The following is a 13,863-nucleotide window of genomic DNA, read 5'->3' as shown; positions in this document are numbered from 1 at the left end:
GGAACCTCAGGAGCGGCGCGGCAGCGCACACGCCTTCGTGCCGCCCGGCATCTGGTCCCGGTGCCGCGCCACCCAGCGGTACACCGCGTCCGCCAGCGGCCGCACCGGGGCCAGCGCCAGCAGCCCGCCGGCCCACGCCCACAGGCCGCCCGAGCGCATCAGCAGCCGCGCCACCGCCTGCGAGCCGCCGTACACCTTGCGGTCCGGGGTGATCCACAGCACCTCGCGGGAGGCCCGCTCCTCCGTCACCTCGCCGCCGGTGAACTCACCCAGCGCCGCCATGTCCGCGAACTGGAACGCCACCGCCTCCCAGCCCGCCGAGGACAGGCTCTGCCGCGGATAGCGCTCGGCCCACCGCACACAGCTCGAACAGAACGCGCAATCACCGTCGAAAACCAGCACCGGCCCCGGTGCGAACGCACTCGTCATACCGCGATCCTCTCGCCCCGTCACACCCGCGGGCAAACCCGGTGCGTCGAAGTCCCCACGACGGGGCAACATTCACCCGAAACGGCCGCGGGCGGCCGAGATGTGACCCAGGATCAGCTGATGATCCGCACAGGCACGCCGCCGCGCGGTAACCTGCCGCAGACCATCAGGGGAGGAGGAGCTGCTCAGGTGACTCAGCTCGACATGACGCCGGGCGCACAGGTACCACGGACGGACGTCGGTCATCAGACCGCGGTCACCCAGGCGTTCTCCTCCGCCGCCTACCGCACCGGCGACTACAGCGAACTCGAGGCGCTCGCGGGAGTGAGCGTCAAGAAGGGCAAGTTCGCCCTGTTCCGGCCCAGCGCCGGCGAGGCGTTCAGCCGCGCCCTGATCGACCGCACCCTGGGCGGCGGCCGCAAACCGATCGTGCCCTCGCACGGCACCGACCTGCGCATGGTCGTCGAGCACTGCCTCGCCGCCCAGGACCTGCGCGAGGCCCGCGACCGCCGGCTCTCCACCCTCAGCGTCGTCTGCGGCCTGCTCTTCCTGCCCGGCACCCTGATCTGGCTCGCCGCCTACCAGGCCCGCGCCTGGCTCGGCACCAAGAAGTCCGCCGCCCGGGACGGCTTCGTCGGCACCCTGGCCCTGCTCGCCGCCGTCGCGCTGACGCTGTTCCTGCTGATCCGCCCGCCGGCCGACGGGCTGCTCGGCCTGTACTGCCGGGTGGTGATGATCGGCCCGGTGGTCGGCTGGTACCTCGCCAAGCGCACCGTGGTCACCTCCGTCATGCAGCAGCGCGCCCGCTGGGGCGACCTGGTCGGCGGCAGCCCGGTCGCCGCGGTGGTCCCGAAGGCCGTCCCCAAGGACCACCTCGACAAGAAGGCCAACGAGCTCAAGGCCGGCCTCGACCGCCTCACCAACGAGCAGCGCACCAACATCCAGCACTACGCCGGCCCCAAGGGCATCCTCGGCATCGGCGCCCGCTGGGCCGAGTGGTCGCTGCGCGAGGACCTCCGCCCCGCGGAGGGCCACCCCGACTTCCGCGCCTTCCACGTCTGGGACCTCGCCCGCCGGATCACCGACCGCCTCGGCGCGCTCAGCGGCAGCGACGTCCCCAACGGCGGCCTGCCCAAGCCGCAGATCAGCCACTGGGTGGTGCTCGACACCGGCGAGGGCGCCGACGAGATCGGCCGCCCCACCGGCGCCGACATGGACGGCGACCGGATGCGCGACTTCGCCGTCCAGGAGGTCGCCAACAAGCAGAGCGTCGGCACCGACACCCGGCACCGGATCGCCGTCCAATTCGTGCTGCACAAGGGCCAGTTGGTCACCACCGTGGTGGTCAGCATCATGGTCCTGTCGCACAGCCTCCAGGTCACCGCCACCGCGCACGCCCTCGGCCCGATCGCCGGCTACTTCACCGGGAAGCCCAAGACCCCCGAGAAGGACGTCCCCAAGACCCTCCGGTTCTGGGAGAACCGCACCGTCCAACTCCCGGTCGTCACCGACGACGAGATCGTCCGGCAGGCCGTCCGCGCCCCGTTCCACAAGATCCCCAGCCTGCAGAAGTGGCTCGGCGGCTCCATCGGCCTCCCCGAACCCCTCTGCCTGCGGCAGGCGTGGGCCGACCCGACCTGGAACAGCCGCTTCAAGTCCGACGACGCGCTCTACATCCCGACCCCCGTGGTCGGCCTGATCCACGCCGCGGTGGTCGAGTTCCTCGACGAGCACGACGTCGCCACCGACCGGATCGCCAACCGCTCCAACGTCATCCGCGCCGAGATGCAGGGCAGCCGCCCGTTCCGCGCCGACAAGTACGACGCCGGGTAGGCCCACCGGCACCGACGGCAGGGGCCGTGCGGGAGTTCGCTCCCGCACGGCCCCTGCCGCGTCAGCCGCTCACCGGATCAGGCCGGCCACACCTCGGCCAGCACCTTCCGGGTGTCCGCCAGCAGCTGCGGCAGCACCTTCGTGTGGCCCACCACCGGCATGAAGTTGGTGTCCCCGCCCCAGCGCGGCACGACGTGCTGGTGCAGGTGCGCCGCGATGCCGGCGCCCGCGGCCGCGCCCTGGTTCATCCCGATGTTGAACCCGTGCGCCCCGGAGGCCGCCCGCAGCGCCGTCATCGCCTTCTTGGTGAACTCCGCGAGCTCCGCCGTCTCCGGCCCGTCCAGCTCGGTGTAGTCCGCGACGTGCCGGTACGGCACCACCATCAAGTGCCCGCCGTTGTACGGGTACAGGTTCAGCACCGCGAACACCGACTCGCCGCGCTGCACGATCAGGCCGTCCTCGTCGCTCAGCTTCGGGATCGAGCAGAACGGGCAACCGTCGTCCGGAGCCGGCCCGGTGGGCTTGTTCTCGCCCTGGATGTACGCCATCCGATGAGGTGTCCACAGGCGACGGAAGCCGTCCGGCTCCCCCACGCCCCGCTGCAGTTCCGGCTCACTCGTCATGCTGGCCAGCATAAGCGCCGCGACACCCCGCGAACCAAGCAGTGCGGGGCAGACCCCCGGAGGAGGCTGCCCCGCACGCCGGACCGGATCCGGGCGTCAGACCTGGACCCGGCTCCGCACCGCCTCGACGATCTCCGCGATCGCCTGGTCGCGCGGGACGCCGTTCTTCTGCTCGCCGTTGCGGTACCGGAACGACACCGCGCCGGCCTCGACGTCGTCGTTGCCCGCGATCAGCATGTACGGGACCTTCGACTTCTGGGCGTTGCGGATCTTCTTCTGCATCCGGTCGTCCGAGGTGTCGACGTCCACCCGGATCCCGTGCTTCTTCAACTCGGCCGCCACGTCGAGCAGGTACGGCACGTGCTCGTCGGTGATCGGGATGCCGGTGACGGTGACGGGGGCCAGCCACGGCGGCATGGCGCCCGCGTAGTGCTCCAGCAGCACCGCGAAGAAGCGCTCGATCGAGCCGAACAGCGCGCGGTGGATCATCACTGGCCGCTGCCGCGAGCCGTCCGCCGAGGTGTACTCGAGCTCGAAGCGCTCCGGCAGGTTGAAGTCGAGCTGGATGGTCGACATCTGCCAGGTGCGGCCGATCGCGTCCCGCGCCTGCACCGAGATCTTCGGGCCGTAGAAGGCCGCGCCGCCCGGGTCCGGCACCAGCGGCAGGCCCTGCTTCTCGGCGACGCTGGCCAGGACGGCGGTCGCCTCCTCCCACGCGTCGTCCGACCCGACGAACTTCTCCGGGTCCTTGGTGGACAGCTCCAGGTAGAAGTCGTTCAGGCCGTAGTCGCGGAGCAGGTCCAGGACGAAGGTCAGCGTCCGGTCCAGCTCGTCGGCCATCTGCTCGCGGGTGCAGTAGATGTGCGCGTCGTCCTGCGTGAAGCCGCGGGCGCGGGTCAGGCCGTGCACCACGCCGGACTTCTCGTACCGGTACACGGTGCCGAACTCGAAGAGGCGCAGCGGCAGTTCACGGTACGAGCGGCCGCGCGCGTCGAAGATCAGGTTGTGCATCGGGCAGTTCATGGGCTTGAGGTAGTAGTCCGTGCCCTCGTCGAGCTGCATGGGGGGGTACATGCCGTCGGCGTACCAGTCGAGGTGGCCGCTGGTCTCGAACAGCTTCCCCTTGGTGGCGTGCGGCGTGTAGACGAACTCGTAGCCCTCCTCCTCGTGCCGCTTGCGCGAGTAGTCCTCCATGGTGCGGCGGATGATGCCGCCCTTGGGGTGGAAGACGGCGAGGCCGGAGCCGATCTGCTCGGGGATGGAGAACAGGTCGAGCTCGGTGCCGAGCTTGCGGTGGTCGCGCTTGGCGGCCTCCTCGAGGAAGTCGAGGTGGGCCTTCAGCTCGTCCTTGGTGGGCCACGCGGTGCCGTAGAGGCGCTGCAGCATCGGGTTCTTCTCGCTGCCGCGCCAGTAGGCGGCGGCGGAGCGCATCAGCTTGAACGCCGGGATGTGCCGGGTGCTGGGCAGGTGCGGGCCGCGGCAGAGGTCGCCCCAGCAGACTTCGCCGGTCTTCGGGTCGACGTTGTCGTAGATGGTGAGTTCGCCGGCGCCGACCTCGACGTCGGCGCCCTCGCCGGCGGTGGCGGCGGAGCCCTTGAGGCCGATCAGCTCCAGCTTGTAGGGCTCCGCGGCGAGTTCCTCGCGGGCGGCCTCGTCGGTGACCACGCGGCGGGAGAACTTCTGCCCCCGCTTGATGATCTCCTGCATCTTCTTCTCGATGGTCTTGAGGTCGTCCGGGTGGAACGGCTTCTCGACGTCGAAGTCGTAGTAGAAGCCGTCGCGGACGGGCGGGCCGATGCCGAGCTTGGCCTCCGGGAAGACCTGCTGGACGGCCTGGGCCATCACGTGCGCGGTGGAGTGCCGCAGGATGTCGAGGCCGTCGGGGCTGGAGATCTCGACGGGCTCGACCTCGTCGCCGTCCTGGACGGCGTAGGCGAGGTCCTTGAGCTGGCCGCCGACGCGGGCGGCGATCACGGCGCGGTCGTCGGCGAAGAGCTCGGCGGCCGTAGTGCCCGTGGTCACCACGCGCTCTTCCCGATCGGGTTCGCGGTTGATGATGATCCGGACGTCCGTCACCGGTCTCTCCTGACGTTCTGGCTGTGGGGTGCAGCACGACCGCTGCGTTGTGCATGGTACCGAGCCGGGCCCGGTCCCCGTCGCCAAGGGCCGCGGCGGCTCCGGTGATCATTCGGTCACTTTCCGCCACAAAGGGGTCGTCCGGCACGGTTGACCGTCCGTCAACTGCGGTATCACTTGGACACGGCGCGGCGCCCCGCTGGTCCTCGGTGGGAGCGCCGCCCGGCAAGGGACCGCGCGGCGTCTGAGGGGGCGTCATGCAACAGCTCCGTTCCTGGTACCAGGGTCCGTTGGCGTCCTTCGACACCGAGACGACGGGTGTGGACGTCGAGCAGGACCGGATCGTCTCGGCCGCCCTGGTGGTGCAGTCCGGCCCGGGCGGCGCGGCCGAGGTCCGCAGTTGGCTGGCGGACCCGGGCGTGCCCATCCCGGAGCAGGCCCGCGCGGTGCACGGCATCTCCGACGACCACGTGCGCGCCAACGGCCGCCCGCCGCGGGCGGTGGCGGTGGAGGTGGCGCGCGCGCTGGCCGAGCAGACCCGCGCGGGCGTGCCGCTGGTGGTGATGAACGCGCCGTACGACCTGACGCTGCTGGACCGGGAGTTGCGCCGGCACGGGGCGGGTTCGCTGACGGAGGCGCTGGGCGGCGCGGAGCTGCTGGTGCTCGATCCGCGGGTGCTGGACAAGCAGGTGGACCGCTACCGCAAGGGCCGCCGCACCCTGACCGACCTCTGCGCGCACTACGGCGTCCCACTGCTGGGTGCGCACGACGCGGCGGCGGACGCCCTGGCCGCACTGGAGTTGGTGCGGGCGGTGGCCGCCCGGCACCCGGAGCGGCTGGGCGGGATGTCCCCGGCGGAGCTGCACCTGCGGCAGGCGATGTGGCACGCGGCCCAGGCGCGCGGGCTGGAGCGCTGGTTCGAGCGGGCGGGCGCCCCGGAGCGGGTGGACACGGCCTGGCCGATGCGGCCGGCCCGCTGCCGCTGCGGCGAGCGCCTGGAGCCGGGCCACGCCTGCGAGTTGGCCGCCTGACGGTCCGACCGGAACGGCGCAACGACGAAGGCCCCGACCTGGTGGTCGGGGCCTTCGTCGTGTGCTCGGTGGGCGATACTGGGATCGAACCAGTGACCCCTTCGGTGTGAACGAAGTGCTCTCCCGCTGAGCTAATCGCCCGGCTGCAGGGAAAACATTACCCCATCCGCGCGGGTGCTCCGACCACCCCCGCCCCTCGTCGCGCCCGCTGCCGCCCCGGCTCCCCGACCAGCGGCGTCGGCGGGTCGGCGGCGGGGGCCGCGGGAGGGCCGGTGCGTCGGGCGGGGCCGGCGGCGGCAGGTTCGTGCGTTCCTCCAGCCGCCGGGGAGCCGGTCCGGTGCGACCGCCGGTAATCCCCTGCCGTTACCGGCCCGGCCGGTGCCCGGGCGGGCCGTTCGGGGGATTCCGCAATGCGCCGGAAGGGGTACGACTCGCACCGGAATCGGGACAGACGGGTTTACACCGGGCTTTCAGGTGGGATGGTCCGTTCGCCGACGTGCGATTCCCCGAGCGCACACTGAGCGAAAGGCCCTGGCGCTTATGAACACCACGGTCAGCTGCGAGCTGCACCTGCGCCTCATCGTGTCCAGCGAGTCGTCACTGCCCGTCCCCGCGGGCCTGCGCTACGACACTGCCGACCCCTATGCCGTGCACGCGACGTTCCACACCGGAGCCGACGAGACCGTGGAGTGGGTGTTCGCCCGCGACCTCCTCGCGGAGGGGCTGCACCGACCCACCGGTACCGGCGACGTCCGGGTGTGGCCGTCCCGCAGCCACGGTCAAGGCGTGGTTTGCATCGCCCTGAGCTCTCCGGAAGGAGAAGCACTGCTGGAGGCCCCGGCCCGGGCGCTTGAGTCGTTCCTCAAGCGGACGGACGCCGCGGTGCCCCCCGGCACCGAACACCGTCACTTCGACCTCGACCGGGAGCTGTCCCACATCCTCGCCGAGAGCTGAACACCGAACGAGTCCGGCCCGCCGTCGCGCGGCGGCGGGATCGCCTCGATGCGCACCGTCCTACTCGGGGGCACGGTCGCAGTTCACTGCCGCCCACCGGCGGCCTCGGGGCCAGGCCCCGGGCGTCCCCTCCCACGGAGCGGGCGCCCGGGGCCAAGCCGCGTCCGCCGCGCGCCCGGGCCGCGTACGGGCCCGAAGCCCGGCCCGGGCCGGTAGAGTCGGCCCCCGCGATGACCGACGCGGTGGTCCCCGGACCGCCGCCGCGTGAGGAGTTCCCACGTGCTGATCACCCATGACACCGAATGCGCGCTGAGCATCCTGGTGGAGCTGCTGAACACCGCGCCGGAGGCGTGCGGCAGCGAGCAGCTGGCCGATGTGGCGGCACTGAGCGCCTTCGTGGTCGGGCAGGAGATCAGCGAGATCGACTCGCTCGGCCCGGCCGACCTGGCCGCCGTGCACGAGCTGCGGGACCGGCTGCGGGAGGTCTTCTCCGCCGGCACCGTCGAGCGGGCCGCGGAACTGGTCAACGCGCTGGTCGCGGAGGCCGGCACCACGCCCCGGCTGACCAACCACGACCACCACGGCTGGCACATCCACTACTTCGCGCCGCACGCCGCGATCGGACGGCACCTGGCCGCCGAACTCGGCATGGCGCTGGCGTTCATCGTGATGGCCGGCGAGCTGGAGCGGCTGCGCCGCTGCGAGGCGCCGGACTGCGCCCGGGTCTTCGTCGACCTGTCGCGGAACCGCTCGCGCCGCTACTGCGACAGCCGCACCTGCGGCAACCGGCTGCACGTGGCCGCCTACCGGGCCCGGCAGCGCTCGGCGGAGGCCGGGGCGGTGGCCGCCGCCGGTCACTGACGCCGGGGCGCTCGGGCACCGGTGGCGGGCCGGTCGGGTCCGGGCCGGTACCGGGGTCGGGCTGGTCGGGTCCGGGCGGCGGAGCTGGGAGACTGGGGGCATGAGCGATTCCCCCCTGCCCCGCGTCGAGTTCTGGTGCGACCTGCTGTGCCCCGACTGCCGTACCTCGCTGGACGACCTGCACGCGCTGCGCGCCCGCTTCGGCGCGGCGCTGACGATCGAGCTGCGGCACTTCCCGCTGGAGAAGCACAAGTACGCGTACCCGGCGGCGGAGGCCGCTGCCGAGGCGTTCGAGCAGGGGCGCGGCTGGGAGTTCACCGAGGCGGTGCTGGCCCGGCTGGAGGACGTGGAGCGCGGCGGGGCGCAGGCGCTGGTGGAGATCGCCGGCTCGGTGGGGCTGGACGCGGACGAGGTCGACACCGCGCTGATCGACGGCCGTCACATGCTGCTGGTCGACTCGGACGTCGCCGAGGGCCGGGCGATCGGCGTCAAGGGCACCCCGACGTACGTGGTGGCCGGCAAGCGGCTGGACGGCGGCCAGTCCCGGGACGGGCTGTTCGAGCGCCTCGTGGAACTGCTGGGCGGCTGACCGCCCGGCGGTCGGGGCGGGTCAGAGCAGCGGCTTGCTGAGGATGCGCCGGGTGACCCGGTAGCCGAGCGAGTCGTAGAGCGCGATCGCCGGGCCGTTGTCGGCGAACACGTTGAGACCCAGGTGGTGGACGCCGGCGACGAGGCATTCGCGTTCGGCGAGGCGCATCAGGGTCCGGCCGTGGCCCCGGCCGCGGTGTTCGGGGGCGACCTCCACCAGCATGACCCAGGCCACCGAACTGCCGTCGGGCAGGCGGTCCTGGTGGAGGGCCACCCAGAGGCAGCCGAGGACCCGGCCGTCGGCGTCGAGGAGTCGGCGCAGCACGGTGTCCGGGGTGTGCGGGCCGTCGGGCAGGGCGCGGTGGTGGTCGTGCTCGGCCTTGGCGGTCGCCTCGGCGTCGCCGAGTCCGGATTCGATCAGCTCCTGCCGGTAGCCCTCGATGGCCTCCTGCTCCCAGGCCGGGTACGCCTCCGGTCCGATCCGACGGACCGTCAACCCGGCCGGAATTTCCGGGAGTTCGGTGAGCGGTTTGATCAGGTTGCGCATCCGCTCGGTGTAGCCGAGGCTCCGGGCGAGCCGCAGGCCGGCGTCCGCCTCGGCGGGCACGGTGACGTCGATCCGGGTGCATCCCCAGGAGCGCAGCACCTCTTCGGCGGCGAGCACGCCGATGGTGCCCCGGCCGCGCCGGGGCCCCTCGGTGACTTCCAGCTCGCTGATCTCGCCCGGGCAGAAGCCGCTCCTGGGCCAGGCGGTGGTCCGCAGGCCTCCCACCGGGTGGCCGTTGACCATGATCTGCCAGTGCCGCGTCCGGCCGTTGCCGACCGCGGCCCCCTCGGCGCCGTCCGGCCGCAGCGTGGTTGTCATACCGGCCACCTTTCCCGCCCTCGGGCCGGTTCTACCGTCCCCTCGCTTCCTGGACGGGGTCGCTGTCGCGGGCCGCGTGCTCGGCGAAGACCTCCATCGCCTTGCGGGTCACCGGGCCGGCCGGGAGGGTGCGGGCGTCGATGCGGGTGACGGCCTGGACGTCGCGGAGGGTGGAGGTGAGGAAGACCTCTTCGGCGTCGGCGAGCGCTTCGAGCGGGACGTCGATCTCCTCGGCGCCGGTCCAGTCGATGACGAGCTGCCGGGTGATGCCGGCGAGGCAGCCGGATTCGAGGGTGGGGGTGACGAGGCGGCCGTCGAGGACCAGGAAGACGTTGGAGCCGGTGCCCTCGCAGAGCCGGCCTGCGGTGTTGGCGAAGAGTGCCTCGCTGGCGCCGGCGCGGTGGGCGGCGGCGAGGGCGATGACGTTCTCGGCGTACGAGGTGGTCTTCAGGCCGGTGACGGCGGAGTGCTCGTTGCGGCGCCAGGGGACGGTGATGACGGCGGTGGTGTCGGGGCGGCGCGTCGCGCTGCCGAGGGCGACGACCAGCGTGGGGTCGGAGTCGCCGCGTTCGGAGCCGAGCGGGGCCAGGCCGCCGGTGTAGGTGATGCGCAGGCGGCCGAGCGGCAGCGGCTTCGCGGCGAGCACGGCAGTGCAGGCCTCGCGGACCCGGTCGTGGTCGGGGTCGGGGAGGCCGAGGCCGCGGGCGGAGCGGGTGAGGCGGTCGAGGTGGCGGGTGAGGGCGAAGAGTTCGCCGTTCTCGGCCTTGACGGTCTCGAACACGCCGTCGCCGACGGTGAGTCCGTGGTCGAGGACGGAGAGTGCGGCGTCGTCCTCGGTGCTGAGGGTTCCGTTGACCCAGATCATCGGCGTGGTGCTCCTTGCGGTCAGGCGGGGGTGCCGGTGGAGGCTATCGCCACCAGCCTGGCGGCTTTGAGTTCGGTTTCCCGCCATTCGCGGTCGGGGTCGGAGTCCCAGGTGATTCCGGCGCCGGTGCCGAACTTGAGGACGGGCCGGCCGGAGTCCCGTTCGATCCAGAACGAGCGGATGCCGACGGCGAGTTCGGCCTCGCCGCGGTCGGCGTCGATCCAGCCGAGGGCGCCGCAGTAGGGGCCGCGGGGGGCGGTTTCGAGGTCGCGGATGATGCGCAGCGCGCTGCTCTTGGGTGCGCCGGTGACGGAGCCGGGCGGGAAGGTGGCGTCGAAGAGCCGCGCCCAGTCGGCGTCGGCGCGCAGGCGTCCTTCGACGGTGGAGACGAGGTGGACCAGGCCGGGGTGCTTCTCGACGGCGCACAGGTCGGGGACGGTGACGGTGCCGGTGTCGCAGACCCGGCCGAGGTCGTTGCGGACCAGGTCGACGATCATCACGTTCTCGGCGTGGTCCTTGTCGAGCAGGTCGTCCTCGGTGCGGCCGGTGCCCTTGATGGGGCCGGAGCGGACGGTGCGGCCGTGGCGGCTCAGGTACAGCTCGGGCGAGGCGGTGGCGATTTCGACGCCGTGCTCGGGGAGGCGGATCGTCCCTGCGTAGGGCGCGGGGTTGTGCGCGGCGAGGAGTCCGGTGAGGGCGTCGATGTCGGTGCGGTCGGGGTCGGGCAGCGGTGCGCTCAACACCCGGCAGAGGTTGGCCTGGTAGACCTCGCCGGCCGCGATGTGCTCGCGGATGCGGCGCACGCCCGCGCGGTAGGCGTCCGCGTCGAGGGAGGTGTGCCAGCTGTCGGGGGCGGGCCCGTGCCAGTCGCCGGTGGCGGGCGGGCCGGGGTCGGGGCGGACGTCGTCGAACCGGGCGCAGGTGAGGCGGCCCTCGAAGTCGTGGGCGACGGCCCAGAATCCGCCGCGGTCGAGGGCGGCCGGGTCGTGGCTGACCTCGCGCAGGCCGGTGGCGAGGCGTCCGGCGAAGCGGGCCATCGGCTGGTGGGGGCTGAGCGGGGCGGTGCGGCCGGACACGGTTCTCCTGCGCGGATCGTGGTGCTGCCCGTTGTGGTCGCGCGGGCGCGGGCGTGGTGCCGGGGGTTCGCCCCGGTACCGAAAGTCTAGGTCGGGGGCCTGCGGGAACGGTCCGACCGGGTCCGACGGTTGGGCATCGGGCGGCCACCACCGCGCCACGCTGCGGGAACGGATTTTTCAGCTGGGCCGGGAATCCGCTAGAGTTCAACACGTCGCCAGGGAGCGCCGCCGGGAAAACCGGAGGGGCCCCCAGGGAGACAGGCGGACGTGGCTCAGTTGGTAGAGCATCACCTTGCCAAGGTGAGGGTCGCGAGTTCGAATCTCGTCGTCCGCTCGATGGGGAACGGGTAAGATCGTTCTTCAGAAGTTGCCTGGTGGAGTGGCCGAGAGGCGAGGCAACGGCCTGCAAAGCCGTGTACACGGGTTCAAATCCCGTCTCCACCTCCAAGAGGTGCCTTCCGGTTCCGACCGGCGGGCCCTCCCCGCGCGATTAGCTCAGCGGGAGAGCACTACCTTGACACGGTAGGGGTCACTGGTTCAATCCCAGTATCGCGCACTGGTCTTCGGATCTTGGTCTCCGGGTTTACACATCGGAACCTCCCGGCGCGATTAGCTCAGCGGGAGAGCACTACCTTGACACGGTAGGGGTCACTGGTTCAATCCCAGTATCGCGCACACCGGCAGGGCTCGTCGAAGTCCCTGGCACCCCCCGCGCGATTAGCTCAGCGGGAGAGCACTACCTTGACACGGTAGGGGTCACTGGTTCAATCCCAGTATCGCGCACGCAGGGAGGACTCCTCGGAGCCCTCGGCGCATCCCCGCGCGATTAGCTCAGCGGGAGAGCACTACCTTGACACGGTAGGGGTCACTGGTTCAATCCCAGTATCGCGCACCACGGTTGAGAGCCGCCGTCCGGATCCGGACGGCGGCTCTCGGCGTTCCCGGCCGCAACGGGCGGGCCGGGCCGGGGCTTTCGGGGAGCCGGTGCCGGCGGACACGGGAGTGGCCGGGAACGGCACGCCCTCACCGACGTGTCGTTCCCGGCCACCGGGTGAGGCCGGAGCTGCAGCCTGCGCCACTCATTTCGTCCGTCCACGACTTGATGAGGGTTGCTCCGGCCGGCGAAGACCCCTACCCCATTGGGGGTCAGCGCCCGATCAGATCGGCGACCGCTTTGGTCTGGGCCGCCAGTTGGTCCCACGCCCCGAACAGGGCCATCAGCAGGATCGCGCAGGGCAGGGCGATGGCGAGGGCCACCATCGGGTGCCTGGTCTCCGCCGGGTGCGGGGCCAGGGGCCGGCGGCGAAGGGCTCTGGTGAGCGGTGCCATGTCTGCTGTGCTCCTGCCGGGCTGCGGTACTGCGGTCGGGTCGGGGACGGGTGGTGCGCGCTTGGCAGCGAGGACGGTCATTCTCGGGGGACGAGCGGGGCCGTCCTCGCTGTGAACAACGGTAGGCGGCGCGGCAGTCGGGGTCGTCATGCCGGCGTACCGTTCCGATCGCCTCCGCTGGTAGGAGGTGGCGGCGGGCGCGTACGCCTGAGGTCGGACACGGGAGTGCGCCGACCCCTTAGGCGACCCTGACGGCGCCCCCTGGGGGACCGCCGGAATCGCCGGTGGGGCACGGGGTCTGACGGCGCGCCACGGCTGCCGATCCGACAATCCGACCGGCGGTTCGTGTGTTGCGTGTCAGCACGGGGCCGCTACCTGTCCGTAAGCTGTGCCGAGACAGTTGTCTGACGGTGCCCCGGACCGACGGGGCCTCACCCCACAGGCTGACGGAACGGGAACGGGTACGGGCAAATGGCAATGATGCGGCTGCGGCGTGAGGACCCCCGCATCGTCGGCCCGTACCGGCTGCACCGGCGGCTGGGCGCGGGCGGGATGGGCGTGGTCTTCCTCGGCTCGGACCGGAAGGGGCAGCGGGTCGCGCTGAAGCTGATCCGCGCCGAACTCGCCGAGGACGCCGAGTTCCGCACCCGGTTCGCCCGGGAGATCGCGGCGGCGTCGCGGATCCGCGGCGGCTGCACGGCCCGGGTGATGGGCTCCGACATCGAGGCCGACCGCCCCTGGCTGGCCACCGCGTACGTGCCCGGGCCGTCGCTGTACAAGCAGGTCTCCGAGGAGGGGGTGCTGGCCTGGCCGGACGCGGCGCGGATCGGCGCGGCGCTGGCCGACGGCCTGGTGAAGGTGCACGAGGCGGGCGTGGTGCACCGCGACCTCAAGCCGTCGAACATCCTGCTCTCCCCCAAGGGCCCGCGGATCATCGACTTCGGCATCGCCTGGTCACGCGGCGCGTCCACCCTCACCCATGTCGGCACGGCAGTCGGCTCGCCCGGCTTCCTGGCGCCTGAGCAGGTGCGCGGCGCGGCCGTGACGCCCGCCACCGACGTGTTCGCGTTCGGCGCGACGCTCGCGTTCGCGCTGACCGGGGAGTCGCCGTTCGGGTCGGGCGCCTCGTCCGAGGTGATGCTGTACCGGGTGGTGCACGAGGAGCCGGACCTGACCGGGATCCCGCCCGTGCTGGCCCCGTTGGTGCGGGCCTGCCTGGCCAAGGAGCCCTCGGAGCGCCCGCCGGCCGCCGCACTGCACGAGCGCCTGAGCGAGCTCGCCGCGCGCGGCGTCGGCGGCCGGGCCGCCCGGGCCGCGGCGCGCGCCGAAGAGC

General features: G+C 72.2%; 13 protein-coding genes and 7 tRNA genes. 12 read left to right on the top strand and 8 right to left on the bottom strand.

Annotation, left to right across the window (positions count from 1 at the left end; genetic code table 11):
• Positions 1 to 6 precede the first annotated feature (6 nt).
• Positions 7 to 429, bottom strand: a complete 423-nt coding sequence (locus tag ACFV1L_RS34155; RefSeq protein ID WP_380373593.1) for a thiol-disulfide oxidoreductase DCC family protein — start codon at positions 427 to 429, stop codon at positions 7 to 9.
• Positions 430 to 618: 189 nt separating this feature from the next.
• Here ACFV1L_RS34155 and ACFV1L_RS34150 point away from each other — a divergent pair, with 189 nt between their 5' ends.
• Entirely contained in the window at positions 619 to 2,262 is a 1,644-nt protein-coding gene (locus ACFV1L_RS34150) for a hypothetical protein (RefSeq protein WP_380373590.1), read from the top strand.
• 77 nt (positions 2,263 to 2,339) lie between these two features.
• Here ACFV1L_RS34150 and ACFV1L_RS34145 read toward each other — a convergent pair whose 3' ends face one another.
• Together ACFV1L_RS34145 and thrS are read right to left on the bottom strand one after the other, a co-directional pair.
• Positions 2,340 to 2,897, bottom strand: coding sequence for an HIT family protein (locus ACFV1L_RS34145; protein WP_380373588.1), 558 nt, complete (start codon positions 2,895 to 2,897; stop codon positions 2,340 to 2,342).
• Between the two features lie 84 nt (positions 2,898 to 2,981).
• Positions 2,982 to 4,961, bottom strand: a complete 1,980-nt coding sequence (thrS, locus tag ACFV1L_RS34140) for a threonine--tRNA ligase (RefSeq protein WP_380373585.1) — start codon at positions 4,959 to 4,961, stop codon at positions 2,982 to 2,984.
• 257 nt (positions 4,962 to 5,218) lie between these two features.
• Here thrS and ACFV1L_RS34135 point away from each other — a divergent pair, with 257 nt between their 5' ends.
• On the top strand, positions 5,219 to 5,992 hold the full coding sequence (locus tag ACFV1L_RS34135; RefSeq protein ID WP_380373583.1) for a 3'-5' exonuclease: 774 nt from the start codon (positions 5,219 to 5,221) through the stop codon (positions 5,990 to 5,992).
• 69 nt (positions 5,993 to 6,061) lie between these two features.
• On the opposite strand, the gene ACFV1L_RS34130 is transcribed toward ACFV1L_RS34135, so the two are convergent.
• A tRNA-Val gene (locus ACFV1L_RS34130) sits at positions 6,062 to 6,133 on the bottom strand.
• Positions 6,134 to 6,532: 399 nt separating this feature from the next.
• Between ACFV1L_RS34130 and ACFV1L_RS34125 the strand changes: the two genes are divergently transcribed.
• From ACFV1L_RS34125 to ACFV1L_RS34115, 3 genes are all read left to right on the top strand, one after another.
• Positions 6,533 to 6,946: an SsgA family sporulation/cell division regulator gene (locus ACFV1L_RS34125; RefSeq protein WP_030056266.1), complete on the top strand. Its 414-nt coding sequence runs from the start codon at positions 6,533 to 6,535 to the stop codon at positions 6,944 to 6,946.
• A gap of 279 nt (positions 6,947 to 7,225) precedes the next feature.
• On the top strand, positions 7,226 to 7,807 hold the full coding sequence (locus ACFV1L_RS34120; RefSeq protein ID WP_380373580.1) for a CGNR zinc finger domain-containing protein: 582 nt from the start codon (positions 7,226 to 7,228) through the stop codon (positions 7,805 to 7,807).
• A gap of 100 nt (positions 7,808 to 7,907) precedes the next feature.
• The gene (locus ACFV1L_RS34115; protein ID WP_380373577.1) at positions 7,908 to 8,396 is read left to right on the top strand and encodes a DsbA family protein; all 489 of its coding nucleotides are present in this window, start codon (positions 7,908 to 7,910) and stop codon (positions 8,394 to 8,396) included.
• Between the two features lie 21 nt (positions 8,397 to 8,417).
• Here ACFV1L_RS34115 and ACFV1L_RS34110 read toward each other — a convergent pair whose 3' ends face one another.
• The 3 genes from ACFV1L_RS34110 to ACFV1L_RS34100 are packed head-to-tail and all read right to left on the bottom strand — an operon-like array spanning position 8,418 to position 11,162.
• The gene (locus tag ACFV1L_RS34110) at positions 8,418 to 9,260 is read right to left on the bottom strand and encodes a GNAT family N-acetyltransferase (RefSeq protein WP_380373575.1); all 843 of its coding nucleotides are present in this window, start codon (positions 9,258 to 9,260) and stop codon (positions 8,418 to 8,420) included.
• A gap of 31 nt (positions 9,261 to 9,291) precedes the next feature.
• Positions 9,292 to 10,125, bottom strand: coding sequence for an aminotransferase class IV (locus ACFV1L_RS34105; RefSeq protein ID WP_380373572.1), 834 nt, complete (start codon positions 10,123 to 10,125; stop codon positions 9,292 to 9,294).
• 20 nt (positions 10,126 to 10,145) lie between these two features.
• On the bottom strand, positions 10,146 to 11,162 hold the full coding sequence (locus ACFV1L_RS34100) for a chorismate-binding protein (RefSeq protein WP_380373638.1): 1,017 nt from the start codon (positions 11,160 to 11,162) through the stop codon (positions 10,146 to 10,148).
• A gap of 300 nt (positions 11,163 to 11,462) precedes the next feature.
• Here ACFV1L_RS34100 and ACFV1L_RS34095 point away from each other — a divergent pair.
• The 6 genes from ACFV1L_RS34095 (at position 11,463) to ACFV1L_RS34070 (ending at position 12,096) form a co-directional block, all read left to right on the top strand.
• Positions 11,463 to 11,535 (top strand) — tRNA-Gly (locus ACFV1L_RS34095).
• A 39-nt stretch (positions 11,536 to 11,574) separates the two neighbouring features.
• Positions 11,575 to 11,648: transfer RNA gene (locus ACFV1L_RS34090), tRNA-Cys, on the top strand.
• 37 nt (positions 11,649 to 11,685) lie between these two features.
• Positions 11,686 to 11,757 (top strand) — tRNA-Val (locus tag ACFV1L_RS34085).
• A 47-nt stretch (positions 11,758 to 11,804) separates the two neighbouring features.
• Positions 11,805 to 11,876: transfer RNA gene (locus ACFV1L_RS34080), tRNA-Val, on the top strand.
• Positions 11,877 to 11,912: 36 nt separating this feature from the next.
• Positions 11,913 to 11,984 (top strand) — tRNA-Val (locus ACFV1L_RS34075).
• A 37-nt stretch (positions 11,985 to 12,021) separates the two neighbouring features.
• A tRNA-Val gene (locus ACFV1L_RS34070) sits at positions 12,022 to 12,096 on the top strand.
• A gap of 251 nt (positions 12,097 to 12,347) precedes the next feature.
• On the opposite strand, the gene ACFV1L_RS34065 is transcribed toward ACFV1L_RS34070, so the two are convergent.
• Positions 12,348 to 12,530 (bottom strand): hypothetical protein, encoded by a 183-nt coding sequence (locus ACFV1L_RS34065; RefSeq protein WP_380373570.1) that lies wholly within the window; start codon positions 12,528 to 12,530, stop codon positions 12,348 to 12,350.
• Between the two features lie 471 nt (positions 12,531 to 13,001).
• Between ACFV1L_RS34065 and ACFV1L_RS34060 the strand changes: the two genes are divergently transcribed.
• On the top strand, positions 13,002 to 13,863 hold an 862-nt coding region (locus tag ACFV1L_RS34060; RefSeq protein WP_380373568.1), incomplete at its 3' end, for a serine/threonine-protein kinase.

The organism is Kitasatospora sp. NPDC059646, from assembly GCF_042734615.1.
Taxonomy (GTDB): domain Bacteria; phylum Actinomycetota; class Actinomycetes; order Streptomycetales; family Streptomycetaceae; genus Kitasatospora.
This window is presented reverse-complemented; position numbering and strand designations above follow the sequence as displayed.

What these genes read in the sequence shown, in the direction of transcription:
- ACFV1L_RS34145 (WP_380373588.1), bottom strand. Translation starts at nt 2,897, where the DNA reads ATGCTGGCCAGCATGACGAGTGAGCCGGAACTGCAGCGGGGCGTGGGG.
- ACFV1L_RS34105 (WP_380373572.1), bottom strand. Translation starts at nt 10,125, where the DNA reads ATGATCTGGGTCAACGGAACCCTCAGCACCGAGGACGACGCCGCACTC.
- ACFV1L_RS34110 (WP_380373575.1), bottom strand. Translation starts at nt 9,260, where the DNA reads ATGACAACCACGCTGCGGCCGGACGGCGCCGAGGGGGCCGCGGTCGGC.
- ACFV1L_RS34155 (WP_380373593.1), bottom strand. Translation starts at nt 429, where the DNA reads ATGACGAGTGCGTTCGCACCGGGGCCGGTGCTGGTTTTCGACGGTGAT.
- ACFV1L_RS34115 (WP_380373577.1), top strand. Translation starts at nt 7,908, where the DNA reads ATGAGCGATTCCCCCCTGCCCCGCGTCGAGTTCTGGTGCGACCTGCTG.
- ACFV1L_RS34125 (WP_030056266.1), top strand. Translation starts at nt 6,533, where the DNA reads ATGAACACCACGGTCAGCTGCGAGCTGCACCTGCGCCTCATCGTGTCC.
- ACFV1L_RS34135 (WP_380373583.1), top strand. Translation starts at nt 5,219, where the DNA reads ATGCAACAGCTCCGTTCCTGGTACCAGGGTCCGTTGGCGTCCTTCGAC.
- ACFV1L_RS34065 (WP_380373570.1), bottom strand. Translation starts at nt 12,530, where the DNA reads ATGGCACCGCTCACCAGAGCCCTTCGCCGCCGGCCCCTGGCCCCGCAC.
- ACFV1L_RS34100 (WP_380373638.1), bottom strand. Translation starts at nt 11,162, where the DNA reads ATGGCCCGCTTCGCCGGACGCCTCGCCACCGGCCTGCGCGAGGTCAGC.